A 26,204-nucleotide genomic window follows, 5' to 3' on the forward strand; every position below is an offset into this window, starting at 1 on the left:
AGAAAACTAGGAGTAGGGTATGGTCACAGTACGTGAACAATTACCTGGACGTCTCAATGAGCTGTCTCAGGAAACGACTGTAGAACATGCCGAGCAAGCACAGCATGATTTAGCTGAATGGCTAGAGCGTGTGAGTGGCATGTTTGACGGGGCTCCTCTAAAGCAACTCGAAGAAGTTGCACATCTGACCTTACAGAATGAACTTGAAACAACGGTCAACCATCGCTCGAATACCTTCTATACCGGTATTGAAATGGCGGATATTCTTGCTCATCTGTATGCGGATGAAGATACGTTATCAGCAGCCATGCTGTATCGAAGTGTTCGTGAAGGCGTAACCAGTTTAGAAGAAGTCCAAAGCAAATTTGGCGATCAAGTGCATGCTTTGGTGAAAGGCACGCTTGCCATGGGTAAGTTGTCTGACCTGATCGAGCAAAATAAACGTCTAGAAGATCATTTTAATAATAACCAGCGTGAACATTTGACCGGCATTTATAAAATGCTGATTTCGGTGACCGAAGATGTTCGTGTTGTATTAATCAAACTTTCTGAACGTACCTATGCATTACGTGAGTTGGCGCACTCAACCAAAGAGCGACAAGAGCGTGTCGCACGAGAAATTTTAACCATTTACTCGCCGCTCGCGCACCGTTTAGGAATTGCACAGCTTAAGTGGGAGCTTGAAGATCTTGCTTTCCGTTATCTTGCACCTGAACGCTATAAAGAAATTGCCTCTTTACTGAATGAAAAACGTTTAGAGCGTGAGCAATATATTCAGTTCGTGACAGAAAAGTTGCGTAAAGAACTGTTAGATCATGGCATTGAGGCCGAGATTAATGGTCGGGTGAAACACATTTATTCGATTTATCGAAAAATGAAGAGTAAGAACCTGAGCTTTGATCAGCTTTATGACATTCGAGCAGTTCGCGTTTTGGTGGATAATGTACCTGAGTGTTATCACACACTGGGGATCGTTCATCAGATTTGGCGTCATATTCCGCATCAGTTCGATGATTATATTACTAACCCGAAAGCCAATGGTTATCGCTCACTGCACACGGCCGTGATTGCAGAGAACAAATCTTTAGAAGTGCAAATTCGTACGCATAATATGCACGAAGAAGCTGAGCTCGGGGTGTGTTCGCACTTTAACTATAAAGAAGGTTCTAAAACCACAGATTATTCATTTAATCATCGCTTACATTCTTTACGTGCAGTGCTTGAACATTATCAAGAACGAAATGATGCTAGCGCCCATAAAGAAGATGAGGCTTCTGAAAACTTCGAACAAATCCAAGAGTTTGAAGATTTTGAGAAAATCTATGTGTTCAGTCGTGATGGTGATATCAAAGAATTACCACGCGGTTCGACCGTGCTTGACTTTGCCTATCATGTGCATACTGAAGTGGGCAACAAGTGCTATGCAGCACGGGTGAACCAACGTTATGTACCTTTAACCTATACCCTAAAAACTGGGGAACAGGTCGAGATTTTAACCAAGAAAGATCGTGAGCCTAACCGAGATTGGTTGGTAAACTCGCTGGGTTATATCAAGACGGCTCGTGCACGTGATAAGTTGCGTCATTGGTTCCGTCAGCAAGACCGTAGTAAAAACTTGGAAGTGGGACGTGAGATTCTGAATAAAGAATTGTCACGTTTGGCGATTCACCCGAAAAGTATCGATTTGAATGATTACTGCAATCATTTTAATGTGAAATTGGGTGAAGATATATTGATTGGCTTGGTGAGTGGTGACATTAGCTTGCATGCTTTAATCAATCAGGTTAACCGTCATATGCACCTCGATCAGGATGAGCCTGAACTGGTGTTAAAACCAACCTTGAACCCACGTGCAAGTCATACGCTTTCGGCGCATGGTATTTTGATTGATGGTTTGGACAATGTAGAACTACACATTGCTCAGTGTTGTCAGCCTGTGCATGGTGAATCGATTGCTGGTTATATCACCCTGAATCGTGGCGTAAGTATCCATAAGGTCGCATGTCCGGATTATATCCGTATGATTGGGCAAGAGCCTGAACGTGCGGTTGAAGCGGATTGGGAAATGCAGCCAACTCGTGGTCAAAGTGTACAAATCGTGGTGGAAGCTTATGACCGTCGTGGTTTGCTTAAAGATCTGACTCAAGTGATTTTCTCAGACCAAATCAATATTCGTCAGGTGAATACCATTTCCGAGAGTGATGGTATTGCCAATATGAAGCTATTGATTGAAGTGAAAGGCTTGGCGCAGTTGTCGAAACTGTTGGCACGTCTAGAGCAACAACCAGGCATTATCAGCGCACGTCGCTTGGTACAAGGTAGCTAAAAATAAAGCTGTATAAAAAACCCGCTGCGTGCGGGTTTTTTTATATTTTAGCTTTTATATTATTTCATGGGGAAATATAACTAAATCTATGATATTTCATACGGTCAACATATATTCTGTAAAAAAAAAATCGTCAATGCTATAATCCGCACCATTCTGAAATATATGTTTTAAAGGCTAAGGAAATACAGCGCATGGTGCTTATGAATATGTCTCGGCTGGTGATGAGCCGGGCCGATGAGGTATTTCCTGCCTTAGAGCAAATTCCTGCAATGCAGCGTCGCCGTTTGTCATTGGTGGCGAAGCTGGCTTTAAACTCGGCTATGCAGGTTTTGGCAAAACAGCGCGTTGACTATATTGTATGGGTTTCGCAGTATGGTGATGAAACCAAGACCCTGAAAATTTTAGAAGATGTGCTGCATGAGCAAACACCATCGCCGACGCAGTTTTCAACTTCTGTACATAACGCTGTATCCGGTCTGTATTCGATCTTATGCAAAGACGCTACTCCTTCAACCAGTTTAGCTGGTTCTTGGAATGATGCATTGATTGAAGCCTATGCTTGGCTCAAGACGATGCCCGAAGCCAGCCGCGCGTTGGTGGTGTATTATGATGAAGCCTTACCTGAACTGTATGCTGAACATCAGCCCTTTACTGCTTTTGCCATGAGCGCAGTGGTTTCACTGCAACCTGAAAATTTAAAGCTGGATCTTTCTCACCATTCGGATATACAGACGTATTTTCAACAGGCATTACAATTTTATCATTTCTGGCAAGATGACAGTCAATTTGAAAGCGCTGCGTGGACAAAATGCTGAACTTAAAAAATATCAAGAAAAAAGCCAATTATGTCTGGCGTGTCGGTGCGACAGGCTTTAGTTTTGCCAGCTTTGGAGCAGGTGGAGCAGCGATAGGTGGCCTTGTTGCGCCTTTGGTGAAACTCAGTACCCAAGATGAAGCCTTACGCATACAGCGCACGCAAAAAGTCATTAAGCACAGCTTTAAAGGCTTTACTGAAATGATGGTTAAGCTAGGCATTATGACCTATGAAGTTGAAGGGCTGGAAAAACTGCAGCACAGTCAGCAGGAGTTGGTGATTGCCAATCATCCGACACTGATTGACGTTGTGATATTAATTGGTTTAATGGAACAGGCAAATTGCGTGGTCAAACAGACGCTGTGGTCTAACCCATTTACCAAAGGCCCTGTGCAGAGTGCGGGCTATATTCTAAATGCAGGTTCAGAACAATTTATTCAGGATTGCGTGAACAAACTGCAGCAGGATAACGCGGCATCATTACTGATTTTCCCAGAAGGGACACGGACTGAAAAAGATAAGCAGCTGAATGACTTTCAGCGCGGCGCTGCCAATATTGCCTTACGTGCAGGTGTGCCGATTCGGCCAGTACTGATTACATGTACACCTTCGACCCTGACCAAAAATGAAAAGTGGTATCACATCCCAGAACAGCCTTTTCATATTCACGTGAAAGTTTTGGATGCGATCCAAGTGGAAGACGTATTGGATGATGTAACGGTCAATCCAAAAAATGTACGTCAATTAAATCAACAATTACAGTGGTTTTTTAACCAAGAGTTATCCTTTAATGAACAATCTTGCTGATGAATTGAAGCAAATGATTATTGATGTGCTTGCCCTAGAAGACATCACCATTGCAGACATTGAAACAGAAGCGCCTTTATTTGGCGATGGTCTGGGTTTGGATTCAATTGATGCATTGGAACTGGGCTTGGCATTGAAAAAGCGTTACGGCATTCATTTAAATGCAGAGTCTGCAGAAACCAAAGAACACTTTAAATCAATTCAAAGCTTAGTGGCTTTAGTTGAAGCTCAGAAAACAGCATAAGAGGTTGCTATGCTTGCACAAGAAACCGTTTTAGAAAAATTGCGCGAATGGATGGACGAATTGTTTGAAATCGCGCCTGAAGATGTACAGCTTGAGTCCAATCTGGCAACAGATTTGGATGTAGACAGCATCGATGCGATTGATTTGGTCGTAAAGATTAAAGAATTAACCGGTAAGCAAGTAAATCCGGAAGATTTTAAAAATGTCCGCACCGTACAGGACGTTGTAGCCGTCATTCAGAATATGTCAGCTGAATGAATGAAGTTTTTAAAGGGATAGCAGTAATCGGGTTGATTCTCTATCCTTTTTTTGTCGGCTATGGTTTGGCAAAAGGCCACTATGCATGGGTGAGTGTGTTGCTGATTGCACTGGGCATGATGCGCATGTTCAGCAAGGGCAATGCTTTGCTGTGGCCTTTGACCGGCTTTGCTATACTCTGCGGTGGGCTAAGCTTGATACTTAAAGATCATGCGTGGCTAAAACTGTACCCAGTCTGCATGAATGTGGGTGCTTTGATTTTTTTCAGTATGACCTTAATCAAACCGCCATCCATGATTGAGCGCTTTGCGCGGTTAGCTGAGCCAGACTTACCGCCAGAAGGTGTGCATTGGACACGTCAAGTCACCAAAGTGTGGTGCGGATTTTTTGCTATCAATGCGCTGATTGCATTATGGACGGTGTATTTTGTGTCAATGAAGATTTGGGTGCTGTATAACGGTTTTATTTCCTATGTGTTGATGGGTATTTTATTGCTCGGAGAGTACCTGCTGCGCAAACGCCAGCAGCGATTGCATCAGGCGCAAAAATAGCGTCATTTTCATTTTTTTAATTTAGAAAATAATCACGGTTTAGAAATAACATTTATGTCTTGTCATTTTCAGCACCATCTGCATTCATCCCGAACTTTATGTATTCAGTCTGATCTACGTGAAATTTCATTTCAGGATTTTTGGCAGGATGTTGCGCTGCAGGCAACTCAGATCCGCATGTCATCTGAACCTGTTTGGGCGCTGTGGGAACAAGACAGTTATGAGTTTTTGGTGCTGCTATTTGCTGCTTTGCAGGCAAAAAAACAGGTATTGCTGCCTCCAAACCGTGTCAGTGACTTAGAAAAAGAATTGGCTGCCGAGCAGATCTATTTTCTAAAACGTAGTAAAAGCTCAGATAAAAAGCATCAAGAAACTTTTGAATTTGATGACGCCTTTTTAAATCAGGCGCAGGTGTATTTTTATACATCAGGCTCTACAGGCCAACCGAAAAAAATTCCTCGCACCTTACAGCAGCTGTTTAATGAAGTTTGCGGCCTAGATGCTAGCTTTACTTTGCCCGAACAGGCCATCGCAATTGCAACAGTCAGTCATCAGCATATATATGGCTTACTATTTAAACTGCTGTGGCCTTTGGCGAGCGGGCGCAGCTTTTATCAAAAGCAATTGGCCTTTCCTGAAGATGTGGCCGATATTCAAAAGAAAATTGCGCATTTACAGCTGCCAAACTATGTGATTTCCAGCCCAGCCTTGCTCAAGCGCTGGACCAAGGATGTGCTGCTGCAAGACTGTATTATGGTGTATTCCTCTGGCGGCAAGCTGGATGCGGGTGTCCGCCCATATTTGAACAGTCCCATTACAGAAGTGTTTGGCAGTTCTGAAACAGGCGGAATTGCGCATCGTCAGCAGGATGATGCCTTATGGACTCCTTTTGCCAATGTTGATATTCAGGCTCAGGAACAGCAAGAATTGGCAGTCAAAACCAATCATGCATTTAGTACAGACTGGATTTTGACGGGTGATAAAGTCGAACTGACAGAAATGGCGAACCCTAAGAGCCCATTTCGATTGCTGGGCCGTTTAGACCGAATTGTGAAACTGGAAGAAAAGCGTTTAAGCCTCGATGCCATTGAGCTGAAAATTGCAGATTTAAATGCTGTACAGCAATGCCACGTTTTGGTGTATGAAAAAGAGCACCGTCAAATTTTAGCCGCGGTGGCTGTGCTGACGGATGAAGCGCGTCAGCATCTGCAGGAAATGGGCAAAGCGGCATTCGTAGCGCAGCTAAAAAAACAATTAAGTGAAAAGCTGGAAAGCATTGCCATTCCGCGGCAATGGCGCTTCTTGTCCCTGATGCCGCAAAATGCGCAATCAAAACTCAATAAGCAGTATTTAAAGTCTTTGTTTCAGCCAATGCAGCTGCCTGTAATTTTGACACAGCAGATACACGATGAGCAGCTTAATTTAGCGCTGGAATTCAGTCCTGAGTTAGAATGCTTTAAAGGACATTTTCCGAATTTTCCAATTTATCCAGGCGTTGGTCAAATTGGCTTCATTCAGCATTTTGCAAAGCAGCATTGGGCGGATTTGCAATGGTGCAATGGTTTTGAGCAGTTAAAATTTCAGGACTTGATTCGTCCTTATCAATGTGTGGATTTATCCTTGATGCGAAAGGCGCACAAAGTCAGTTTTGAACTGAAACAACACGATAAAACATTGGCTTCTGGGCGGCTGCTGTTTGCTGTTTCAGCGGTAGAAGAATAAGCCGAGGGTATAAGAATGCAGCATTGCTTTGTAATTCCAGTTTACAACCATCCGCATTATTTGGCGGCCTTAACTACGCATCTAAACGTTTTTCAGTTGCCTATTATTATGGTGAATGATGGCAGTGATGCTGAATGTACAGCGGTGCTGCGGTCATTGGCTGCAGATAATCCTTTACTGGATTTGGTTGAGCATGAAGTCAATCAAGGCAAGGGCGGGGCGGTTATGACGGGGCTGCAGCATGCATATAAGCAGGGCTATAGTCACGCCTTGCAATTAGACTCGGATGGTCAGCATGACTGGAATGATATTCAGCACTTTTTAGATGCCTCGACGCAGCATCCAGAAGCGATGGTGATTGGTCTGCCTGTATTTGATGAATCTGTGCCGAAAAAACGCTTATATGGCCGTTATGCCACGCACATTTGGGTGTGGATTAACAGCCTATCCTTTGAAATTAAAGACAGTATGTGCGGTTTTCGAGTTTATCCGCTGGCGCAGACAGTAAAAGTACTGAATAGCGCTAAATTTCAGCCCCGTATGGGCTTTGACTCAGAAATTTTGGTGCGCTTGAAATGGGAAAATGTACATTTTGTGAATGTGCCGACGCGGGTCATCTATCCTGAAGACGGTATTTCGCATTTTAATGTTTGGCGAGATAATTTAGGGATGGCTCGCGCGCATAGCCGGTTATTGGGCGGCATGCTGCTGCGCTTACCCAAATTGCTGTATTACAAAGTGAAAGGCTAAGCGTGTCAGAGCAAAACGTGTCAGAACAAAAGACTCCCAAATGGAGCAGCATCAAAGAGCGTGGCGGCATGTTGCCACTGATGCTGATGCTCGGCTTTTACCGATTGGGTGGACGCTGGCTGTGCAGATTGGTGCTGTATTTTGTGATTATGTGGTATTGGCTGTTTTCAAACACAGCACGCCAAGCTTCTTTACTGTATTTAAAAAAGCTGCATCATTTTGCAGGCAGTCAATCACCTTTTGCGTCTGAGCCGCATATGGGGCAGACCTATACGCATCTCATGCAGTTTGGCGAATGCATTTTAGATAAAATTGAAGGCTGGCTGGGCAATGTGGCCGAGCAAGAACTGCAGCTGCATGGGCATGAACATTTCCGTGCGCATTACCAAAAAGGCGCAGTGATTGTGGTGTCGCATTTTGGCAATATCGAGCTGCTGCGAGCAGTGAAATCTGAGCATCCGCAAAAAATTAATGTGCTGGTCTATCAAAAGCACGCGACAAAATTTAATGAATTTTTAAAGAAGCTGAATGAGCATGCCGATGTGAATTTGGTTTCGGTAGATGAGTTGGGTATTGAAACCGCATTGATTTTGCAAGATAAGCTGGATCAAGGTGAGTGGGTGATTGTGGCTGCCGACCGTGTACCTGTGCAGTCTGGCCGTGTCCAGCCTGTTGAGTTTTTAGGGGAACAGGCGCTGTGGCCGCAAGGCGCGTGGATTTTGGCAAGTTTATTGAAAGCGCCCGTTTTGGCGGTGTTTTGCTATCGGGTGCAAGCGCATTTTGAAGTGCATATTCATAAAGTGGCCGATCAGCTGAACTGGCCGCGTAAAGAGCGCATGCAAGCCATGCAGCAGACCACTCGGCAATATGTGCAGCTGCTGGAAAAGCATTGCATGCGTGCGCCGTATCAATGGTTTAATTTTTATAATTTTTGGAATAAAGGATAAGTCTTGTGTTAACGATTGGGGAATTCGCTCTCAGCATTGAAGATATTGTGGCTGTTGCGCGTAAAGAACATCAAGTAGCACTGCCTGCTTCAGATGAGTGGAATGCATTGATTCAGCGCGGCGCAGATTTTCTCGATCAGTTATTGCAGGATGAAGGCGTTATTTATGGCGTAACCACAGGCTATGGCGATTCTTGCCTTGTGGAAATTCCACCGCATCAAGTGAATGAATTGCCTTTGCATTTGTCACGCTTTCATGGCTGCGGTATGGGCCAAAATTTGGATTTAATCACCGCGCGTGCAGTGGTTGCCGTACGGTTATGTTCGCTGGCACGTGGCTATTCAGGTGTATCGCATGCCTTGCTGCAGCGTTTGGCGTGGATGCTGAATGAAGATGTGATTCCCGTCATTCCATCGGAAGGTTCTGTCGGCGCTAGCGGTGATTTAACCCCATTGTCTTATATTGCGGGTGCTTTGGTCGGTGAGCGTGATGTGTATTATCAAGGCAAGATTGTACCCATTGCAGAGGTATATGCTGAAAAAGGCATGCAGCCTTTAGTGATGCGCCCTAAAGAAGGTTTGGCGTTGATGAATGGCACGGCAGTGATGACGGCTATTGCCTGCTTGAATTATAAAAAAGCAGAACAGATAGCCTTGACCAGCACCATGGTGACAGCATTGAATGTCTTGGCGCTGGAAGGTAATCCAAGCCATTTTGATGAGGTCTTATTTGCGCAAAAGCCGCATCCAGGCCAGCAGCAGATTGCTGCGCAACTGCGTGTTTGGCTGAACAGCCAAGTGCAGACAGAGCACCAAAGTTCACGTCTGCAGGACCGTTACTCACTGCGCTGTGCACCGCATATTATTGGCGTATTTGAAGACTCAAAAGTGTGGCTGCGCCAGTTTATTGAAAATGAATTAAATTCCAGCAATGACAATCCATTGATTGATCCTGTGAATTTGCGTGTACTGCATGGCGGACATTTCTATGGCGGTCATATTGCGCAGGCCATGGACAGTTTAAAAATCATGATTGCCAATATTGCAGACTTGATGGACCGCCAGCTCGCGCAATTGGTCGATTACAAAATGAATAACGGCCTGCCGCGCAACTTGACGGGTTCAAGCCCAGAACGCATGCCGCTGAATCATGGATTTAAAGCCGTGCAAATTGGGGTGTCGGCATGGACAGCAGAAGCGCTGAAACAGACTTTGTCAGCATCAATTTTTTCTCGTTCAACTGAATGTCATAATCAAGATAAAGTCAGTATGGGAACCATTGCAGCGCGTGATGCGAGTCGTGTGATTGCGCTGACTGAACAGGTAATGGCGGCATTGAGCTGTGCTGCGGTGCAGGCGGTTCAATTGAAAGGTTTAGATACAGAACTCAGTCCAGTATTAACAGCATTTCAACAGTGGGTGCTTCAAAGCTTCAACTATGTGGAGGAAGATCGCCCTTTACAAAACGAGCTGCAGGCGCTGGTCAACCGTTTTGAAAATTTAGAACTTTTGAACAGCATTGCTGTATAAGCCAAGGATAAAGCGATGCATGCAGATGTGATTATTGATGTGCCTTTTCATGATGTGGACACAATGAATGTGGTTTGGCATGGGCATTATTTAAAATATTTTGAAATTGCCCGCTGTAAGCTGCTGGATCAGTTTCATTATAACTATACGCAAATGCGTGATTCAGGCTATGCATGGCCTGTAATTGAAAGCCATGTGCGCTACGTGCAGGGCATCGAATTTGAACAAAAAATCCGTGTACGCGCAATTTTAAAAGAATGGGAAAACCGTCTGAAAATTGAGTATCAGATTTTTGATGCAATTTCGGGCAGACGCCTCACTAAAGGTTATACCACGCAAGTGGCAGTGAAGATTGCAACACGTGAAATGTGTTACCAGTCGCCTCAAATTTTATTGGACTGTTTAAATGTATGGTCTGAATTTAAAGCGGAGTAGTAGGATGAATATTCGATCTCCTATTTTAAAAGCAGTATTGCCGCTGTGTTTGATTACAGCTTCTGCTCTGATGACATCTGCAGGTCATGCGCAGAATACCGAATTGAAGCAGGTCTTTTCGCAATTGGCGGCAACGCCAGTGGTACGCGCCAATTTTGAACAGCAGAAAAAATTGGCTTCGCTGAATAAAACCTATGTTTCGAAAGGCGAAGTTCTGTTCAGTAAAAATCAGGGCGTGCTTTGGCAAATTCAAAGTCCTGTGAAAGCAGATCTAATCGTGACGCCGCGTAAGCTGGTGCAAAAAACGCAGCGCACTTCAAGCCAAATTGCAGTTGATAAAACGCCTTATGGTTCTGTTGCGACTATGTTTTTACAGCTGATGTCTGGTAATGAAACTGCACTGGCGAAAAACTTTAATGTGGTTTCAGCCAATTATACTCCTGCACAGTGGAATGTGGTGCTGACACCAAAGAGCAGTTTATTTAAAAAACTGTTTGTCCGTGTTGATGCTCAAGGTCAGCGTTATGTGAACCGCATTGTGATTCAGGAACAGGCCAATAACAGCACGGTCATCCGATTTAGTCAGCAAAGCGCTCAACCTCAAACTTTAACGGCTGCGGAAAATGCGCTTTTCCAATTGGCAAAATAAATTTACAGCCATTTGGCTGGTCATACTCTGTGTCATTGCGGTCGTTTTAGCTGCGGCATGGCTGAACAATGGCATTAAAATTCAGACCAATATTTTTGCCTTGCTGCCAGAAACACATCAAGATGCGAATCTGGAGCGTGCGCAAAACTATGTCAGCAATCAGCTGAATGACAAAGTCTTTGTAGTGCTGGATGCTCAAAATGATCAGCAGCTGGATCAAGCCACAAAACTACTGAAAACGCAGGCCAATCAAAGCCAACTATTTCAGCCTATGCGTCCTCAGCTGGACTATGACAAATTTGCCAAACTGCTGTATCAGCACAAGGCAGGGCTATTAACCCAGAGCGATCGTGAACTGCTGCAGCACAAAGATTATGCCACCTTAGCAGAGCAAGGCTTATTGCAATTGATGAGTCCGGGTATGCCGGTCACGGCGGAAATGCTGCAAAGTGATCCGCTGTTGCTGTTTCCACGTTATGCGATGGGGCTTAGCGCGTTACAGAACAATTCAGATATTAGCCTAGAACAAGGCTTTGCCACCAAGCGCGATGAACAGGGCATTTCCAGATTGGTGGTGCTGCAGCTTAAGAACAGTCCTTACAGCATTGCCTATCAAGAACAGACCGATGCTTTTATTCAGCAGATGAATCAGCATCTGCGCCAATTGCAGGTTAAACCGCATTGGACAGGAACACTGCTGTTTGCGCAATTTGGTACAAACTCTGCAAAAGAAGAAATTTCGACGATTGGTGTCGGTTCAACCCTCGGCATTCTGCTTTTGGTGTGGTTTGGCTTCCGCTCTATCCGCCCCATGCTGACAGAAATGGTCGCGGTGGGCACAGGCAGCTTGGTCGCATTTGCTGTTACCTACAGTATTTTTGGCGAAATTCATTTAATGACTTTGGTCTTTGGTGCCAGTTTGATTGGCGTCTGTGTGGATTTTTCATTTTACTTTATGGCCATGCAGTCGCAGCACCGTCAAATTGAAGGTTTTGCCGTCTTAAAGCCATTATTGCCGAGCTTGTTTGTGGGGCTGATGACCACGCTGCTGGCTTATGTGGTACTGAGCTTTACGCCATTTCCGGGCTTTAAGCAGATCGCTGTGTTCTCTATGGTCGGTCTAAGCGCCGCATGGATTACCAGTATTTTACTGCTGCCGCGCTTGCCTGCTTTAAATGCCGAACCTGCGATTCGTGTGCTGAGTTTTATTGGCCATTCGCGCAACTACATTCAAGCGCGCAATCGCTTACGCTATATCTTGATGGCGCTGATAGTTGCAGTGACTGGCAGCAGTTTACTGTTCTTAAAAAGCAATGATGATATCCGTAACTTGCAAAGTATGGATCAACGCTTAAAGCAGGAAGATCAGTATGTGCGTGAACGATTTATGCAGCAGCAGGGCAGTGATTATTTTGTAGTACAAGGCAAAACATCTGCAGAATTAGAGCGCAATGAACAGTACTTACTGGATCAGCTGTCTGTGTTGCAGCAGGCTGGAAAATTAGATGCGCTACAGGCACTGGGGCAGTGGGTGCCGCCTCTGGCGCAGCAAAAGCAGAATGTAGCTATGCTTCAAGCCATTCCAAAGCAGGCATTGCGTGATTATGCACAGGTGCTGCAACTGAATGAGTCTGACGTTTTGAATTGGCAGGTAAACTTGAAGCATCAGCCGCTGCTGAGTGATGCTGTGTTTCAAGATCATCCGCTGCATTTTTTACAGATGAGTTCTACCCAGCGTTTAGTCATGCTGCAAAATGTGCATGATGTGGCAGCTTTGCAAAAATTAAGCAATCACAACGTGCAGCTGCTACGGCCAGTTAATCAGCTGTCTGAGCTATTTCAGCAGCATCGTATGCAAGCACAGTGGCTGCTGCTGAGTGCTTTGGCAATTTTAGCCATTGGCTTAGGGCTGCTATATGGGAAAAAATCCATCCTGCCGCTGGTGCTTCCCGTGACCATGGCGTTGATGACAACCTTTGCCATACAGGCTTGGTTAGGCGTAGAAATTAATTTGTTCAGCATTATGGGCACCTTCCTGATTATTGGCATTGGCGTGGACTATGCGATTTTCTATCGTCATGGGCATGACCATCCGCAAGTGGTCGGCATGGCGCTGTTTCTATGCATGATGTCGACTTTCTTTGGGTTTGGACTTCTGTCCTTTAGCCATACCTATGCCATTCACAGCTTTGGCTTGACGGTGCTGCTCGGGGTCATTTTTTCATTTATTTATGCAACATTGTTTACATCTTCCGATGCAGAGCATGTTGTGGTTCAGCAATATCAGCCAAAGCTGAGTAAAAAGGTAATAGTGCAATGAGCACACTACAGCACACAGATGTTTTAATTATTGGCGCAGGGCCTTCGGGTAGTTCGGCAGCAGCCTTACTGCGTCAAAAAGGCTATCAAGTGACGGTGATCGAAAAACAATATTTTCCGCGCTTTTCAATTGGGGAATCTCTACTGCCGCAGTCTATGGTATTTCTAGAAGAAGCTGGCCTGCTGGAGACGGTGCGTGAGCATGTCGAAGAATATGCATTTCAATTTAAAAACGGCGCAGCTTTCCTAAAAGGCCCGCAGCGCAGTTTCTATGATTTTACTCAAAAATTCAGTGAAGGCCCGGGCACTACTTGGCAAGTACGCCGTGCCAATTTTGACCATTTGCTGGCGCAGCAGGCAGGCAAAATGGGTGCAGACATCCGCTTTGGTCATGAAGTGACAGCTGTAGATGTAGAAAGCGCGCATCCTATTTTAACGGTGAAAGATGAACAAGGTCAGCCTTATCAAATTCAAGGCAAGTTTCTTCTGGATGCCAGCGGCTTTGGCCGAATTTTGCCTAAATTTTTAGATTTAGAAAGCCCATCAGATTTCCCAGTTCGTCGCGCCGTATTTACGCATATTGAAGACGGTATTTTGGATGATCTAGAATTTGACCGTGAAAAAATCTTGATTGCGGTGCACGAAAAAGATCATCGTGCATGGTATTGGCTGATTCCTTTTGCCGATGGACGTTCATCGTTTGGTGTAGTTGCAGAACAAGACTTTTTTGAAAAATACGGTTATGACGGTAGTCCCGATTATGATTTAGAGGCATTGCAAAAACGCATTTTGGCGGATGATGTGAGTTTATCTAAGGTGCTGCGCAATGCGAAGCATGATACGCCAGTCCGTACATTGGTTGGCTATTCTGCCAATGTTAAACAGCTGGCTTCACATAATTATGCATTGCTCGGCAACGCGGGCGAGTTTTTAGATCCTGTATTCTCTTCAGGGGTGACTATTGCGCTGAAATCTTCTAGCTTGGCCATTCCTTTGGTTGATAAAGTATTGCAAGGTCAGTCTGTGGACTGGATGGTGCAGTATGAAAAACCGCTGCGCAAAGGTATTCAAGTGTTCCGCGCCTATGTGGAATCTTGGTATACAGGCGAATTTCAAGATGTGGTATTTTCCAAGAAGCAAGATGAAAAAATCCGCCGTATGATAGCCTCGCTTTTGGCAGGCTATGCGTGGGATGAAACAAATCCGATTCACCGTAATGCCAAGCAGCGTTTGAGCACATTGGCGGAATATTGCCGCGAAGCGCAAATGCGGGAAACCATGACAGATGGCACTTAATTTAAATGCTAAAATCACTGCTTTAGTTTTGGCTGGCGCTGTTTTGTGCAGCGGCTGTCAAAGCTTGGCGCCTAAAATTCTGCCTAAGGCGCAAGGCTTGTCTGCGCCGCAATGGACCGCGCAAAGCTATCAGCGCCAAGATCAAATTGAAGTGCAATGGAAAGAACATGGCTTCAGTTTTTTGCTGTATCAGCAGCAAAGCGGTCAGCAGCTGGACATGCTGGCGCTGAGCCTGACTGGGCAGCAGCTGTTTAAACTTAGTTTTGATGGGCAGCAGGTTCGTGTGGAACAGCGTATAGATGCCATGAAATACTTGTCCTTTGACTACGTGGTGCGGGATATTCTGTACGCAACCTATCCACAGTTCATGGCATTACATGCAGGGCAAACGGCTGTGACGCAAAAAGACGGTGTGGTATATATCAATCAGCAGCCCGTATTAAACATTCAGCCGCTAGAAGGAGCGGTTGAACTGAATAACCTGCAAGTACCGTATCAAATGGTAATCAGCGCGGTGAGCAATACTTTGGAAGATGATCGAGGCGAGAGTGACCAATAACAATATCATGCGCCATTCTGCTGTGGGGATACAGTTCAGCGCGGCTTTGTCTGCTTTGGGGGAAAATGCCAGTGAATTGAAAAATGCACTGTGCACTGCAGACAATACATTAACGCAGCGTCAAGATTTAATTGCAGAGCGCACGGTTTGGGTGGGGGCTTCTGCTGCATCCTTAGAACAAAACATACCTGAATATTTACAGCCTGCAGATTCGCGTAATTTACGATTTGCTTTAACCGCTTTGCGGCAAATAGAGGCGGATATTCGCGTCTATACCGCGCAATTTGCAAAGCAGCGCCTTGCGGTTATTGTCGGGACATCTACGTCAGGCATCGCAGATAATGAAACTGTGTTGAAAGTGCATTTTCAGCAATTGTCTAATGAGTCAGTGCAGCATCAGAAACAGGAAATGGGCTGCATAGCCAAATCACTGCAGCAGTACTTGGGCTGGGAAGGCCCTGCATATACTATTTCAACAGCATGCTCTTCGGCAGCCAAAGCCATGGCTGCAGGGCAGCGCCTGCTAAATACCGATTTGGCCGATGCTGTATTGGTTGGCGGTGTAGATACACTGTGCAAGTTAACTTTAAATGGCTTTGATAGCCTAGAAAGCCTGTCCAGCAGTATATGCCAGCCTTGTGGTGCGCAGCGTGACGGCATCAATATTGGTGAAGCGGCGGCGTTATTTTTATTGTCCAAAGACTCGGCTCCAGTGATGCTGTTGTCAAGTGGTGAATCTATGGATGCATGGCATATTTCTGCGCCGCATCCAGAAGGACAAGGTGCGGCAGAAGCTATGCAAAAAGCCTTGAATAGTGCAGGCTTGAAAGCCAGCGACATTGGCTATTTAAACTTGCACGGTACATCCACTCCGCAAAATGATGCGATGGAAATTAAAGCGGTGCAGACTGTTTTTGCAGATTATCCAGTTGCACTGAGCAGCACCAAGCATAAAACGGGTCACTGCCTAGGCGCGGCAGGCGCGATTGAAGCTTTTATTTGCCAGCAGGTGCTGTTAGATCAGTCTTGGCTGCCTTTGCATCACGCAGGTGAATTAGATCCAGCTTTAGCCCAGCAGAATTATGTTTTGGACAGCCATGCAGCGCAGCCGATGCATTATGTTATGAGCAACTCCTTTGCTTTTGGCGGCAGCAATATCAGTTTAATTTTAGGAACCGTTTTGCCATGATGGATGCCGTACAGTTTATTCCGCATGAAAAACCCATGGTTTTTGTGGATCATCTGATTCAAGCCAATGATCAGTTTGCGATTGCGGAATTACAGATTCGACCTGAGCTGATGTTTTGCGAAGCCGAAGGTTTGCCGACATGGAGCAGCATTGAATTAATGGCGCAAACCATCAGTGCCTATGCGGGGCATAAAGGGCAAACTAAAGGCTTGCCGCCTAAAGTCGGCTTTTTATTGGGTACGCGTAAAATGCAGTTGCCATGTCCATATTTCGCTTTGGGCAGTACCGTGCGTATTCGAGTTGAGCAGAGTTATCTGCACGAAGGTCTAGGCCAGTTTAATTGTGAAATTGAATATCAAGAACATCGCTTTAGCGCCATGCTGAGTGTATTTGAACCAGAAAATATGAATGACGCGATTGGGAAATGAACGTGAGCAGAAGAATTTTAGTAACAGGATCCAGCCGCGGTATAGGTAAGGCAATTGCTTTAGAATTGGCAAAAGCTGGTTTTGATATCACTGTGCATGCGCGTTCTCGTCAGCAGGAAGCGGAGCAGGTAGCGCAAGAAATTCAGACTATGGGACAAAGCAGTCATGTGCTGATGTTTGATGTAAACGACCGTGAAAATATAGCCTCAATTTTAGAACAGGATATGGCTGAGTATGGCGCGTTTTATGGTGTAGTGCTGAATGCAGGCTTAACCCGTGATGGCGCTTTTCCAGCCTTGACCGATGATGATTGGGATGAGGTGGTATCGACCTCACTGAATGGTTTTTACAATGTGCTTAAGCCATTGATGATGCCGATGATCCGATTGAAAAAAGGCGGGCGTATTGTCACATTATCCTCAGTTTCTGGTGTGATGGGCAACCGCGGACAAGTCAATTACAGTGCTGCCAAAGCAGGCTTAATTGGTGCAACCAAAGCGCTGGCGCTGGAATTAGCAAAACGGAAAATTACCGTTAACTGCGTGGCGCCCGGTTTAATTGAAACCGAAATGGTGACAGATGAAGTCAAAGAACATGCGCTAAAAATGATTCCAATGCAGCGCATGGGGCAAGTGGATGAAGTGGCAAAAACGGTTAAGTTTTTATGTAGTGATGATGCCAGCTATATTACCCGCCAAGTGATTTCGGTAAATGGAGGACTGATTTGATGAAACGTGTAGTCGTTACAGGCATGTCAGGCATCACTTCATTGGGTGAAACCGCAGATCAAATTTTTGAACAATTTGCAGCAGGTAAAAGCGGCATCCGCTACATGCCCGATTGGGAAGTCTATGGTGATCTGCGCAGCAAGCTGGGCGGTCCTGTAGAGAGCTTTACCGTTCCCAAGCATTTTAACCGTAAGGTGACCCGTGGCATGGGCCGTGTAGCATTAATGTCTGTAGTCTGCGCAGAAAAAGCGCTGGAAGATGCTGGCCTGCTCAACCATAAGATTCTGCAAAGCGGTGAAGCTGGCGTGGCCTTTGGTTCATCTGCCGGCAGTGTTGATGCGGTCGGTGAGTTTGGCGCCATGCTGCTGGACAATAATATGAACAAGCTGAATGCGACGACCTATATCCGGATGATGTCACATACCAGCGCGGTCAACATGACGGTATATTTTGGTTTGAAAGGCCAAACATTTCCAACGTCCAGCGCCTGTACTTCAGGTTCCATGGCGATTGGTCAGGCATACGAAGCCATTAAATACGGTAAGCAGACAGTGATGATTGCAGGCGGAGCAGAAGAGTTGAGCGCTGCAGGTTCTGCGGTGTTTGATGTGCTGCTGGCGACCAGTACGCAAAATGACAGCCCAGAAAAAACACCGCGTCCCTTTGATGCAAAGCGTGATGGCTTGGTGGTGGGCGAGGGTGCAGGCTGTCTGATTTTAGAAGAATATGAACATGCCAAAGCGCGCGGAGCGAACATTTATGCAGAAATTATTGGTTATGGAACCAATACCGATGGTCAGCATGTAACACGTCCAGATTCTGAGATGATGGGACGCTGCATGCAGCTTGCACTGAAAGATGCGCAGGTAGATGTCTCGGAAATTGACTATGTGAACGCGCATGGTACATCGACCGATCAAGGTGATGTCGCTGAAACTCAAGCGACAGCCCGCATATTAGGCAAGAAGCCGATCAGCTCATTAAAGAGTTATTTTGGGCATACGCTAGGTGCTTGCGGCGCGATTGAAGCCTGGCTGAGTATTGAAATGATGCAACGTAAACAGCTGGTGCCGACTTTAAATTTAGAACAGCTTGACAGTGCCTGCGGCGATTTGGATTATATAGTCAATGAAATGCGTTCAGCAGAAACGCACATGCTGATGAGCAACAATTTTGCATTTGGAGGGATTAATACCTCCTTGATATTTAAACAGGTTTAATTTAAAAAAGAGGGAAAAATAATGATATTGAAAAATATCTGTGCTGCAGCTGTATTGATGGCAGGGGCAATGACCGTTGTGCATGCAGCAGATGCCATGCATGATTTTAATTTCAAAGAAGCTGTTGATCGTGCAGTTGCTGACGGTACGCTAGATGGTTCTGTGAAATTTTATCTGGCAGGGACAAAATCTGGCGGTAAAGTCATTGAAAAAGGTTTAGTCACCAATAAAAAAACCAACGGTTTTGCCAAATCTGCAGAAAGCTCATGTGATCATGTACTGCGTTCTGCATTGATTCAATTCCAAAATACCGCTAAAGCCAAAGGCGCGAATGCAGTAACTAACTTGGTGAGTTTCTACAAGTCAAATGAAACTCGCAGCACCTCCACATATCAATGCGCGAAAGGAACTGCGATTGCAGGCGTAGCGCTGAAAGGTGATATCGTTAAATTTTAAGTGATTGCTGTATTTTAAACATAAACATCAAGCTGAGCAGGGCATGAATAAGCCAAGAACCATTCAAGTGCTACAAATGCCATTGCTCAACTTGCGCCTTTAACGCGCGATGAATTTTCTGATATGCGCGCTTATCAGGCCTATAAAAAACAGCAAATTTATCAGCAGCGCAATTTACATCTTTCAGACGCCATGCAGCGGCCCATGCAAGACACAGATTTTTTAAAGACTGAATTTGGTAAACCTTATTTAGCCCAAACAGCAGCGCTCGCCTTTAATCATTCGGATAGCCAGCAGCATTATGCTTTGGCAATCAGCAGTCATAATCATGATATAGGCGTAGACGTGGAAGACTTAGCGCGCAAAGTGTGTTTCGAGGCATAGACTTGTCATGACTTTCATCCCAATGAGTTGGTGAACTTGGAGCAGGCAGACTCCTGATGAATACTGGTTTAAAGTGTGGACGATCATGGGAGCTGTACTAAGCGCTTGTGGACTAGGTATCCGCATGAGTTTAAATGTGTTTGATACGCAGGCGTATCCTTCGCACAATGGCGAGATATACTGTCATGCGAAAATAGGTTCATTTGCTTATTAATACTATTGTTCCCGAACATGATGTTGACCGAATCATGGCGATCAAAGTAGTCTTACAAATAGTTTACATTTCCTGAAATTCAAATTTTTTAGCATGAATAGAATTCTGCATAAAGCATAAATTTAGAGTTGCTTATTCGCTGCATATTGTAATTCGCCATAAAAAAACCCATCCGAAGATGGGTTTTGAACTGAAATCAAAGTTGAAAACCTTAAGGAATCTCTTCTTCTTCAAATTCAGGCTTCACTTGTACAATGAAGTCTTGACGGTTCAGACCACGCCATAGTGCGAAGGCTGTACCAATGTAGATTGATGAATATGTACCCACAAATACACCAACAAACATTGCAACAGAGAACCATTTCAGACCATCACCGCCCAGTACCATCATCGCCACAACAACCAGTAATAGTGTCATTGAGGTATGAATGGTACGGCGAAGTGTTTCAGTTAATGCACTGTTGACAACTTCGAGAGGCTCAGCACCACGAATCTTACGGAAGTTTTCACGAATACGGTCAGATACAACGATGTTATCGTTGAGCGAGAAACCGATAATCGCGAGTAGCGCAGCCAAAACTGTTAAGTCAAACGGCCACTGCATCATGGCAAAGATACCAATGGTCACCACGATATCGTGGAATAAAGACAGTACAGCACCCATCGCAAGTTTGAATTCAAAGCGAATAGTGACATAAACCAGCATGAGCAGTAGGGCAAGACCTACAGCGCCAGCAGAACGCACGTAGAGTTCATTACCGACTTGACCGCCAACCACATCAACTTTATGTACTTCTGCTTTATTGCCTGGCAATTGAGCGGCAGTCGTAATGGCCTTGGTTAGGTCTTCAGCTTCAATGTCTTTTTGAACTGGCATACGAACCATCAGGTCGCGGTCAGATCCTAAGGTTTGTACCACAGGGTCTTTAAAACCAGCTTTTGTCAGCGCTGAGCTCACATCGGTAGATTTTACTGGTTGACTATAGTTCAACTCTGCTGCCACACCGCCAGTAAAGTCCAAACCGAGGTTTAGACCTTTGGTGCAAATAAAAAAGATACTTGCGAGCGTTAAAATAATCGATATCAAGGCTGCCGGTTTGGCAATCTTCATAAATGGAATAATGCGCTCGTTGTCAGGACGGCCGTATTGTTTCGGTTGAGTATTTTCAGTCATCTTCGATCTCCTAAATGCTCAACTTCTTCAGGTTACGTTTTTTACCATAAATGATTTGTACGATTGCACGTGTCACAGTAATTGCTGTGAACATTGAGCAGACAATACCAATCATTAGGGTAACCGCGAAGCCTTTAATTGGGCCTGTACCAATTGCGAACAGAATGAAAGCAACCAAGAATGTGGTTAAGTTGGAGTCAAAGATGGTGTTATACGCACGATCATAACCCGCAACAATCGCCTGTTTCGGCGAGGCACCCCATTTAATTTCCTCTCGTATCCGCTCACAGATCAGTACGTTGGCATCGACCGCCATACCAATGGTAATTACGATACCTGCAATACCCGGAAGGGTGAGGGACGCGCCAATCCAAGACATAATGGTTAAAATCATGGCAAGGTTAACCACGAGTGCAAAGTTGGCAATCAAGCCGAACACACGGAAGAAGACCACCATCCAAATCGCAACCAATAAGAAACCGATTTGAGTTGATAACACGCCTTTGTCGATGTTTTCTTGACCGAGACTCGGACCAATCACACGTTCTTCCACGAAGTACATTGGCGCTGCCAATGCACCTGCACGTAACATCAATGCAAGTTCAGATGCTTCTTGAGGTGAATCCAGACCAGTAATACGGAACTGAGAACCCAATACGGCTTGAATCGTTGCCGCATTGATGACCACAGATTCGGTATAAGGTGTACGAACTTCAGTTTGTGTGCCTGTTGTAGGATCTGCAACATAACTAATTTTTTGTTTGTTCTCGATGAACAGAACAGCCATTCGTTTGCCTACAGCATTACGAGTGGCTTCAGACATCAACTTACCGCCCGCAGTATCCAAAGTAATATTTACTTCAGCACCACCTGTATCTTGGCTAAAGCCTGATGACGCATTTTGTACACGTTCACCTGTTAAGATACGGTTACGGTTAAGCAATAATTGACGACCGCTGTCCAAAGATTCATAAGCAAATGCTTCTGTACCTGGCGGTAATGAGCCTTTTGCTTGACCTGTGTAAGGATCGATATATTGATCATTTAAGTCAGAAACTAAGCGGAACTCAAGGTTTGCAGTACGACCAAGTACACGTTTTGCTTCAGCAGTATCTTGTACACCCGGTAATTCAACCACAATACGGTTGCTACCTTGGGTTTGCACCAATGCTTCCGCTACACCTAACTCGTTAATACGGTTACGTAAAGTCGTTAAGTTTTGGTTGACAGCATAAGACTGAATTTCTTGTTTACGTGTATCTGTGTAGCTTAGACGAAGAGTCGAACCTTCAGTTGTTGCAACGGCTTGTTGAGTATATTCATTGCCGTTACGACGAAGGAAATCCATAGCTGCAGAACGGTCATCATTATTTGCAAATTGCATCGTAATGGTGTTGTTGTTCAAAGATAAGCTATTGAATTTTAATTTATTGTCACGAAGTTGGCGACGTAAGTCAGCCGCAGACGTTTCCATACGTTGTGAAATGGCTTTATCCATATCCACTTCGAGTAGGAAATGTACACCACCACGTAAATCCAGACCCAGCTTCATTGGTTTAGCACCAATTTTTTGTAGCCATTCTGGGGTAGTAGGCGCAAGGTTCAGTGCGACGACATAATTTTCACCGAGTCCACGACGTAGTGCTTCTTTCGCTTTTAATTGTTGTTCGCTCGAATCAACACGTAATAAAGCGGCATTATTGGTGAAGCTATTGTCATGGCTGGCAATATTTTCAGATTTTAAAATCTGCTCTGCTTTTTGTACGATGCTTTGATCAATCTGGGTACCGGCTTTGGCACCTGAAATTTGAACAGCAGGTTCATCAGGATACAAACTTGGCAGGGCATATAATGTACTGATGACTAGTACCACTAGAATCAGTAGATATTTCCATGCTGGGTAACGCATTCGTTTTCTTCTTAAAATGAAAAAAGCCGTGCGGGTGCACGACTTATTTTTTGATTAAAGGTTATTTAGAGTGCCTTCAGGCAGAACTGAAATCACACTTGCGCGTTGTACTTTTACTTCTACGCCACGGTTCAGTTCAACAACTGCAAAATCACCTTCGATTTTTGTGATTTTACCCATTAAACCGCCCGCAAAAACAACTTCACTACCAACACCTAGGCTTTCAATTAGTGCACGATGTTCTTTTGCACGTTTTGATTGAGGGCGCCAGATCAAGAAGTAGAAGATTGCGACAAATACCGCAATCATCAACAGGTTTGCCATCATGCTTGGTTGCTGTGCAGCTTCACCTGCCGCGTGAGCAGTAGAAATAAAAAGGCTCATTTCATTTTCCTAAACTAAAAAAACTGGTTATCAATACTTTGATAAATAAATTGGACTTGTTCAGCAATTTACCTTGTCTTTTTCTTCAGCGCAAATACTGAAAGAATTAATCTTGAGGACAAGGTGGCACTTCCATGCCGCGACGACGATAAAAGTCTTCAACAAACTCATCAAAAGTGCCATGATCGAGAGCATCACGCATCGCTTCAGTTAGACGTAGGTAATAACGTAAGTTATGAATAGTACCGAGCATCGAACCGAGCATTTCGCCGCATTTCTCAAGATGGAAGAGATAAGATTTGGTGAAATTTGTACAGGTATAACAGTTGCAATGTGGGTCAAGCGGACTTTGATCATGACGATATTTGGCATTGCGAATACGCACTAAACCGTCGGTCACAAAATAATGACCATTACGTGCATTTCGAGTTGGCATCACACAGTCAAACATATCGACACCGCGACGAACCGCTTCTACGATATCTTCTGGTTTACCGACTCCCATTAAGTAACGTGGTTTATCCGCAGGCATTTTCTCTGGAAGATAATCCAATACTTTGATCATTTCTTCTTTTGGTTCGCCAACAGACAAGCCGCCAATGGCATAACCATCAAAATCAATTTCTTTCAGACCATTTAAAGATTCATCACGTAAATCTTCATACATGCCGCCTTGGATAATACCAAACAGGGCATTACGGTTTTTCAGCACGTCATGATGTTGAGTCTTACAACGTTTCGCCCAACGCAATGAAAGCTGCAATGATTTTTGCGCTTCTTCATGTGTCGCAGGATAAGGCGTACATTCATCAAAAATCATCACGATGTCTGAATTCAGCGTGTGCTGAATATCCATCGAAATTTCAGGGGATAAAAAGACTTTAGAGCCGTCAATCGGAGAGCGGAAAGTTACGCCATCTTCTTTAATTTTGCGCATAGCGCCAAGACTGAAGACTTGGAAACCGCCTGAATCTGTCAAAATCGGGTTATTCCATTTCATGAATTGGTGTAAGCCACCATGTTCACGAATAACATCTAGGCCTGGGCGTAGATATAAATGGAAGGTATTGCCCAAAATAACTTGGGATTTAATTTCTTTAATGTCACGTGGGAGCATGCCTTTTACAGTACCGTAAGTACCGACAGGCATAAACATAGGTGTTTCAACGACACCATGTTCAAGGGTTAAACGGCCGCGACGAGCACGGCCCGATTGCGCCAATTTTTCAAACTTCATACAAGGTCCAGATCAAGGCGAAAAAACAGTTCGCTGATGGTAAGAGTGCTAAAAGTGCTCTATTTTCCTTGATTCTGCGGTTAAACGCTAGCTTTGTCGGGTGTTAAGTCTGTAAATTTATAGATTGCGTCTTGTGACAAGACTTCATCTGAACTCTTGGCATTAAAATAGAACTGGTTAATTCGCTGCAAAATTTCTTCTTTTTCCATCGCAAATGTGCCTTTCGGGTCCGATGTCATGGCCACGATGCTGTCAATAAGCTTTTGAATATAGGGGTTCGTGCTTGCATAGCTTTTTTCTAAGCTTAAGAGATAGACTTCATTGGCAACATGTAAATAGTTATAAGGTTGTATTTCAACGATTTGTGCCAAATCAATCAGCAGGTCTTTATCATACTGAGACAGCTTCATACGTTTAGGTAAGCTGTCGAGTTTGAGCGGTTGTTTGGATTTAAGAAAATCGTCAAGTTGTGTACTTGGAGGATTTAAAACCTGAGCTGAATAAATCTCTATTTCGGGCTGTGTAGGCACCATGATAAAAAACAGAATATTGTCCAATTCAATGCCGTAGGACTGAGCCAAGTCGACTTTTGTTTGTTGTATGGCATTGAGCAAGATTGAAAGATGGTTAGCCGATTCAGACTTCATTGAGCTTTCGATCGAAGATGGATCAAGGTTTAAATAGCCAACTTCATTTACAGATGTTAGTTTAAACTGCGCCAAGTCTTGGTCGAGGGAAAGGGCACTACGATAGCGCCATTTCGACACATTCCATTGATCACGCGCTGCAAGATATTGAGCAGAATCTTCATCTTCGGCAAAAACACTACGCTGCGTAGAGACAGCGATATAGTCCATGGAAAAATAGGGATTGAACACCAACGTACATGCGTAAATATGGTCGTCTTGGTGCTGTTCATAGAGTTTGAAAAACGCCTGAATCAGCACATTTTTCAGTGCATTAATTTGATTTTGCATATTTTATTTTTCTTTCTAGTTTTGGAGGTGCTTGATCACCTCATCATTATTTTTTTACTTTGGTGCATTAAAGCCCGAACTTAAAAGTTCGGACGATAATCAAAATTTTGGCTGGCAGCTTGATCGCGGAAAGGGCGAACCGCTTTTTTACTCAGCAATAGCGTATTAATAATATTGTTAGGAAACACTTGAATGTGGTTGTTGAACAACTCGACGTTGCGGTTAAAAATAGTAATCGCCGCACCGACATTTTCGTTTTGTTCTTCAATTTCATTCATCATTTTCAGATAAATATCATTGGCTTTGAGCTCTGGATAGTTTTCAACCACAACATTCAGGCTGCGCATTAGATCTTGATTTAAGGCTTCAATACGCTGTAATTGGCTGACATCGGTACTGTTTACGTTCAAATTCATAATATTTTGACGGAGTTCAGTGACTTTTGCCAAAGTCCCTTGTTCAAAATTGGAATATTGCTCAACCAAAGGCTGTAATCCATCTAAAATTTTGATTTTTTGACGTTCATAGCTGGCTACATCTGACCATGCACGAATGGTTGCATTGTGATGTCGGACAATGTTGTTGCGAATCATGATTGCACCAATCACCAATGCAATGATGATTAAAACAAAGATCAAAAGCCCCATAAAATTTTATCCTCAAGATAAAAGGTCGTAAGTTAAAACATTATTGTA

At 44.3% G+C, this 26,204-nt stretch carries 27 protein-coding genes; 21 read left to right on the top strand and 6 right to left on the bottom strand.

Annotated elements, in window-relative coordinates; translation table 11 throughout:
• The first annotated feature begins 19 nt into the window (after window positions 1–19).
• The 21 genes from FTT85_RS07100 (at window position 20) to FTT85_RS18695 (ending at window position 19,614) form a co-directional block, all read left to right on the top strand.
• Entirely contained in the window at window positions 20–2,326 is a 2,307-nt protein-coding gene (locus tag FTT85_RS07100) for a bifunctional (p)ppGpp synthetase/guanosine-3',5'-bis(diphosphate) 3'-pyrophosphohydrolase (RefSeq protein ID WP_078194183.1), read from the top strand.
• Between the two features lie 194 nt (window positions 2,327–2,520).
• The gene (locus FTT85_RS07105) at window positions 2,521–3,144 is read left to right on the top strand and encodes a beta-ketoacyl synthase chain length factor (RefSeq protein ID WP_180183197.1); all 624 of its coding nucleotides are present in this window, start codon (window positions 2,521–2,523) and stop codon (window positions 3,142–3,144) included.
• A complete protein-coding gene (locus FTT85_RS07110; RefSeq protein WP_180183198.1) occupies window positions 3,129–3,950 on the top strand; it encodes a lysophospholipid acyltransferase family protein in 822 nt (273 codons plus the stop codon). The genes FTT85_RS07105 and FTT85_RS07110 overlap by 16 nt, the downstream gene beginning before the upstream one ends.
• On the top strand, window positions 3,934–4,194 hold the full coding sequence (locus FTT85_RS07115) for a phosphopantetheine-binding protein (RefSeq protein WP_086178413.1): 261 nt from the start codon (window positions 3,934–3,936) through the stop codon (window positions 4,192–4,194). The genes FTT85_RS07110 and FTT85_RS07115 overlap by 17 nt, the downstream gene beginning before the upstream one ends.
• A gap of 9 nt (window positions 4,195–4,203) precedes the next feature.
• On the top strand, window positions 4,204–4,452 hold the full coding sequence (locus FTT85_RS07120; protein ID WP_111885456.1) for an acyl carrier protein: 249 nt from the start codon (window positions 4,204–4,206) through the stop codon (window positions 4,450–4,452).
• Window positions 4,449–5,003: a septation protein IspZ gene (locus FTT85_RS07125; RefSeq protein ID WP_180183199.1), complete on the top strand. Its 555-nt coding sequence runs from the start codon at window positions 4,449–4,451 to the stop codon at window positions 5,001–5,003. The genes FTT85_RS07120 and FTT85_RS07125 overlap by 4 nt, the downstream gene beginning before the upstream one ends.
• Before the next feature lie 54 nt (window positions 5,004–5,057).
• Window positions 5,058–6,725 (top strand): AMP-binding protein, encoded by a 1,668-nt coding sequence (locus tag FTT85_RS07130; protein ID WP_180183200.1) that lies wholly within the window; start codon window positions 5,058–5,060, stop codon window positions 6,723–6,725.
• Window positions 6,726–6,740: 15 nt separating this feature from the next.
• Entirely contained in the window at window positions 6,741–7,475 is a 735-nt protein-coding gene (locus FTT85_RS07135; protein WP_180177118.1) for a glycosyltransferase family 2 protein, read from the top strand.
• A gap of 68 nt (window positions 7,476–7,543) precedes the next feature.
• Entirely contained in the window at window positions 7,544–8,422 is an 879-nt protein-coding gene (locus tag FTT85_RS07140; protein ID WP_218955445.1) for an acyltransferase, read from the top strand.
• Window positions 8,423–8,427: 5 nt separating this feature from the next.
• A complete protein-coding gene (gene hutH / locus FTT85_RS07145) occupies window positions 8,428–9,951 on the top strand; it encodes a histidine ammonia-lyase (RefSeq protein WP_180177116.1) in 1,524 nt (507 codons plus the stop codon).
• A 15-nt stretch (window positions 9,952–9,966) separates the two neighbouring features.
• A complete protein-coding gene (locus FTT85_RS07150; protein WP_111885461.1) occupies window positions 9,967–10,386 on the top strand; it encodes a thioesterase family protein in 420 nt (139 codons plus the stop codon).
• 70 nt (window positions 10,387–10,456) lie between these two features.
• Complete coding sequence (locus FTT85_RS07155) at window positions 10,457–11,035, top strand: outer membrane lipoprotein carrier protein LolA (RefSeq protein ID WP_233945415.1); 579 nt, start codon at window positions 10,457–10,459, stop codon at window positions 11,033–11,035.
• Window positions 11,010–13,355: an MMPL family transporter gene (locus FTT85_RS07160; protein WP_180183202.1), complete on the top strand. Its 2,346-nt coding sequence runs from the start codon at window positions 11,010–11,012 to the stop codon at window positions 13,353–13,355. The genes FTT85_RS07155 and FTT85_RS07160 overlap by 26 nt, the downstream gene beginning before the upstream one ends.
• Window positions 13,352–14,650 carry an NAD(P)/FAD-dependent oxidoreductase gene (locus FTT85_RS07165; RefSeq protein WP_180177113.1) on the top strand — a complete coding sequence of 433 codons (1,299 nt, stop codon included), beginning with the start codon at window positions 13,352–13,354 and terminating at the stop codon, window positions 14,648–14,650. The genes FTT85_RS07160 and FTT85_RS07165 overlap by 4 nt, the downstream gene beginning before the upstream one ends.
• Window positions 14,640–15,209 carry a DUF3261 domain-containing protein gene (locus FTT85_RS07170; RefSeq protein ID WP_180177112.1) on the top strand — a complete coding sequence of 190 codons (570 nt, stop codon included), beginning with the start codon at window positions 14,640–14,642 and terminating at the stop codon, window positions 15,207–15,209. The genes FTT85_RS07165 and FTT85_RS07170 overlap by 11 nt, the downstream gene beginning before the upstream one ends.
• A 7-nt stretch (window positions 15,210–15,216) precedes the next feature.
• Window positions 15,217–16,398, top strand: coding sequence for a beta-ketoacyl-[acyl-carrier-protein] synthase family protein (locus tag FTT85_RS07175; RefSeq protein WP_373685128.1), 1,182 nt, complete (start codon window positions 15,217–15,219; stop codon window positions 16,396–16,398).
• Entirely contained in the window at window positions 16,395–16,826 is a 432-nt protein-coding gene (locus FTT85_RS07180) for a 3-hydroxylacyl-ACP dehydratase (protein WP_180177110.1), read from the top strand. Before FTT85_RS07175 ends, FTT85_RS07180 begins: the two co-directional genes overlap by 4 nt.
• A 2-nt stretch (window positions 16,827–16,828) precedes the next feature.
• Complete coding sequence (locus FTT85_RS07185) at window positions 16,829–17,554, top strand: 3-ketoacyl-ACP reductase FabG2 (protein WP_180177109.1); 726 nt, start codon at window positions 16,829–16,831, stop codon at window positions 17,552–17,554.
• A complete protein-coding gene (locus FTT85_RS07190) occupies window positions 17,554–18,774 on the top strand; it encodes a beta-ketoacyl-ACP synthase (RefSeq protein ID WP_180177108.1) in 1,221 nt (406 codons plus the stop codon). Before FTT85_RS07185 ends, FTT85_RS07190 begins: the two co-directional genes overlap by 1 nt.
• Window positions 18,775–18,795: 21 nt before the next feature.
• A complete protein-coding gene (locus FTT85_RS07195) occupies window positions 18,796–19,230 on the top strand; it encodes an excinuclease (protein ID WP_180177107.1) in 435 nt (144 codons plus the stop codon).
• Window positions 19,231–19,353: 123 nt separating this feature from the next.
• Window positions 19,354–19,614 (top strand): hypothetical protein, encoded by a 261-nt coding sequence (locus tag FTT85_RS18695; protein ID WP_257232112.1) that lies wholly within the window; start codon window positions 19,354–19,356, stop codon window positions 19,612–19,614.
• Window positions 19,615–20,039: 425 nt separating this feature from the next.
• Here FTT85_RS18695 and secF read toward each other — a convergent pair whose 3' ends face one another.
• From secF to FTT85_RS07230, 6 genes are all read right to left on the bottom strand, one after another.
• Window positions 20,040–21,002: a protein translocase subunit SecF gene (gene secF, locus FTT85_RS07205; protein WP_111885820.1), complete on the bottom strand. Its 963-nt coding sequence runs from the start codon at window positions 21,000–21,002 to the stop codon at window positions 20,040–20,042.
• Window positions 21,003–21,012: 10 nt separating this feature from the next.
• The gene (secD, locus tag FTT85_RS07210) at window positions 21,013–22,911 is read right to left on the bottom strand and encodes a protein translocase subunit SecD (protein WP_078194180.1); all 1,899 of its coding nucleotides are present in this window, start codon (window positions 22,909–22,911) and stop codon (window positions 21,013–21,015) included.
• Between the two features lie 54 nt (window positions 22,912–22,965).
• Window positions 22,966–23,295, bottom strand: a complete 330-nt coding sequence (yajC, locus tag FTT85_RS07215; RefSeq protein ID WP_078191271.1) for a preprotein translocase subunit YajC — start codon at window positions 23,293–23,295, stop codon at window positions 22,966–22,968.
• A gap of 106 nt (window positions 23,296–23,401) precedes the next feature.
• Window positions 23,402–24,532: a tRNA guanosine(34) transglycosylase Tgt gene (gene tgt / locus FTT85_RS07220; protein WP_180183203.1), complete on the bottom strand. Its 1,131-nt coding sequence runs from the start codon at window positions 24,530–24,532 to the stop codon at window positions 23,402–23,404.
• An 80-nt stretch (window positions 24,533–24,612) separates the two neighbouring features.
• Window positions 24,613–25,509, bottom strand: a complete 897-nt coding sequence (locus FTT85_RS07225; RefSeq protein WP_180183204.1) for a DUF4303 domain-containing protein — start codon at window positions 25,507–25,509, stop codon at window positions 24,613–24,615.
• Window positions 25,510–25,589: 80 nt separating this feature from the next.
• A complete protein-coding gene (locus FTT85_RS07230) occupies window positions 25,590–26,156 on the bottom strand; it encodes a LemA family protein (protein ID WP_078191268.1) in 567 nt (188 codons plus the stop codon).
• Between the last annotated feature and the right edge of the window lie 48 nt (window positions 26,157–26,204).

The organism is Acinetobacter sp. YH01020, assembly GCF_013420275.1.
Taxonomy (GTDB): domain Bacteria; phylum Pseudomonadota; class Gammaproteobacteria; order Pseudomonadales; family Moraxellaceae; genus Acinetobacter; species Acinetobacter amyesii.

What these genes read in the sequence shown, in the direction of transcription:
- FTT85_RS07100 (WP_078194183.1), top strand. Translation starts at nt 20, where the DNA reads ATGGTCACAGTACGTGAACAATTACCTGGACGTCTCAATGAGCTGTCT.
- FTT85_RS07105 (WP_180183197.1), top strand. Translation starts at nt 2,521, where the DNA reads ATGGTGCTTATGAATATGTCTCGGCTGGTGATGAGCCGGGCCGATGAG.
- FTT85_RS07115 (WP_086178413.1), top strand. Translation starts at nt 3,934, where the DNA reads ATGAACAATCTTGCTGATGAATTGAAGCAAATGATTATTGATGTGCTT.
- FTT85_RS07120 (WP_111885456.1), top strand. Translation starts at nt 4,204, where the DNA reads ATGCTTGCACAAGAAACCGTTTTAGAAAAATTGCGCGAATGGATGGAC.
- FTT85_RS07125 (WP_180183199.1), top strand. Translation starts at nt 4,449, where the DNA reads ATGAATGAAGTTTTTAAAGGGATAGCAGTAATCGGGTTGATTCTCTAT.
- FTT85_RS07130 (WP_180183200.1), top strand. Translation starts at nt 5,058, where the DNA reads ATGTCTTGTCATTTTCAGCACCATCTGCATTCATCCCGAACTTTATGT.
- FTT85_RS07135 (WP_180177118.1), top strand. Translation starts at nt 6,741, where the DNA reads ATGCAGCATTGCTTTGTAATTCCAGTTTACAACCATCCGCATTATTTG.
- FTT85_RS07140 (WP_218955445.1), top strand. Translation starts at nt 7,544, where the DNA reads ATGTTGCCACTGATGCTGATGCTCGGCTTTTACCGATTGGGTGGACGC.
- FTT85_RS07150 (WP_111885461.1), top strand. Translation starts at nt 9,967, where the DNA reads ATGCATGCAGATGTGATTATTGATGTGCCTTTTCATGATGTGGACACA.
- FTT85_RS07155 (WP_233945415.1), top strand. Translation starts at nt 10,457, where the DNA reads ATGACATCTGCAGGTCATGCGCAGAATACCGAATTGAAGCAGGTCTTT.
- FTT85_RS07160 (WP_180183202.1), top strand. Translation starts at nt 11,010, where the DNA reads ATGCGCTTTTCCAATTGGCAAAATAAATTTACAGCCATTTGGCTGGTC.
- FTT85_RS07165 (WP_180177113.1), top strand. Translation starts at nt 13,352, where the DNA reads ATGAGCACACTACAGCACACAGATGTTTTAATTATTGGCGCAGGGCCT.
- FTT85_RS07170 (WP_180177112.1), top strand. Translation starts at nt 14,640, where the DNA reads ATGGCACTTAATTTAAATGCTAAAATCACTGCTTTAGTTTTGGCTGGC.
- FTT85_RS07175 (WP_373685128.1), top strand. Translation starts at nt 15,217, where the DNA reads ATGCGCCATTCTGCTGTGGGGATACAGTTCAGCGCGGCTTTGTCTGCT.
- FTT85_RS07180 (WP_180177110.1), top strand. Translation starts at nt 16,395, where the DNA reads ATGATGGATGCCGTACAGTTTATTCCGCATGAAAAACCCATGGTTTTT.
- FTT85_RS07190 (WP_180177108.1), top strand. Translation starts at nt 17,554, where the DNA reads ATGAAACGTGTAGTCGTTACAGGCATGTCAGGCATCACTTCATTGGGT.
- FTT85_RS07195 (WP_180177107.1), top strand. Translation starts at nt 18,796, where the DNA reads ATGATATTGAAAAATATCTGTGCTGCAGCTGTATTGATGGCAGGGGCA.
- FTT85_RS18695 (WP_257232112.1), top strand. Translation starts at nt 19,354, where the DNA reads ATGCGCGCTTATCAGGCCTATAAAAAACAGCAAATTTATCAGCAGCGC.
- secF (WP_111885820.1), bottom strand. Translation starts at nt 21,002, where the DNA reads ATGACTGAAAATACTCAACCGAAACAATACGGCCGTCCTGACAACGAG.
- secD (WP_078194180.1), bottom strand. Translation starts at nt 22,911, where the DNA reads ATGCGTTACCCAGCATGGAAATATCTACTGATTCTAGTGGTACTAGTC.
- yajC (WP_078191271.1), bottom strand. Translation starts at nt 23,295, where the DNA reads ATGAGCCTTTTTATTTCTACTGCTCACGCGGCAGGTGAAGCTGCACAG.
- tgt (WP_180183203.1), bottom strand. Translation starts at nt 24,532, where the DNA reads ATGAAGTTTGAAAAATTGGCGCAATCGGGCCGTGCTCGTCGCGGCCGT.
- FTT85_RS07225 (WP_180183204.1), bottom strand. Translation starts at nt 25,509, where the DNA reads ATGCAAAATCAAATTAATGCACTGAAAAATGTGCTGATTCAGGCGTTT.
- FTT85_RS07230 (WP_078191268.1), bottom strand. Translation starts at nt 26,156, where the DNA reads ATGGGGCTTTTGATCTTTGTTTTAATCATCATTGCATTGGTGATTGGT.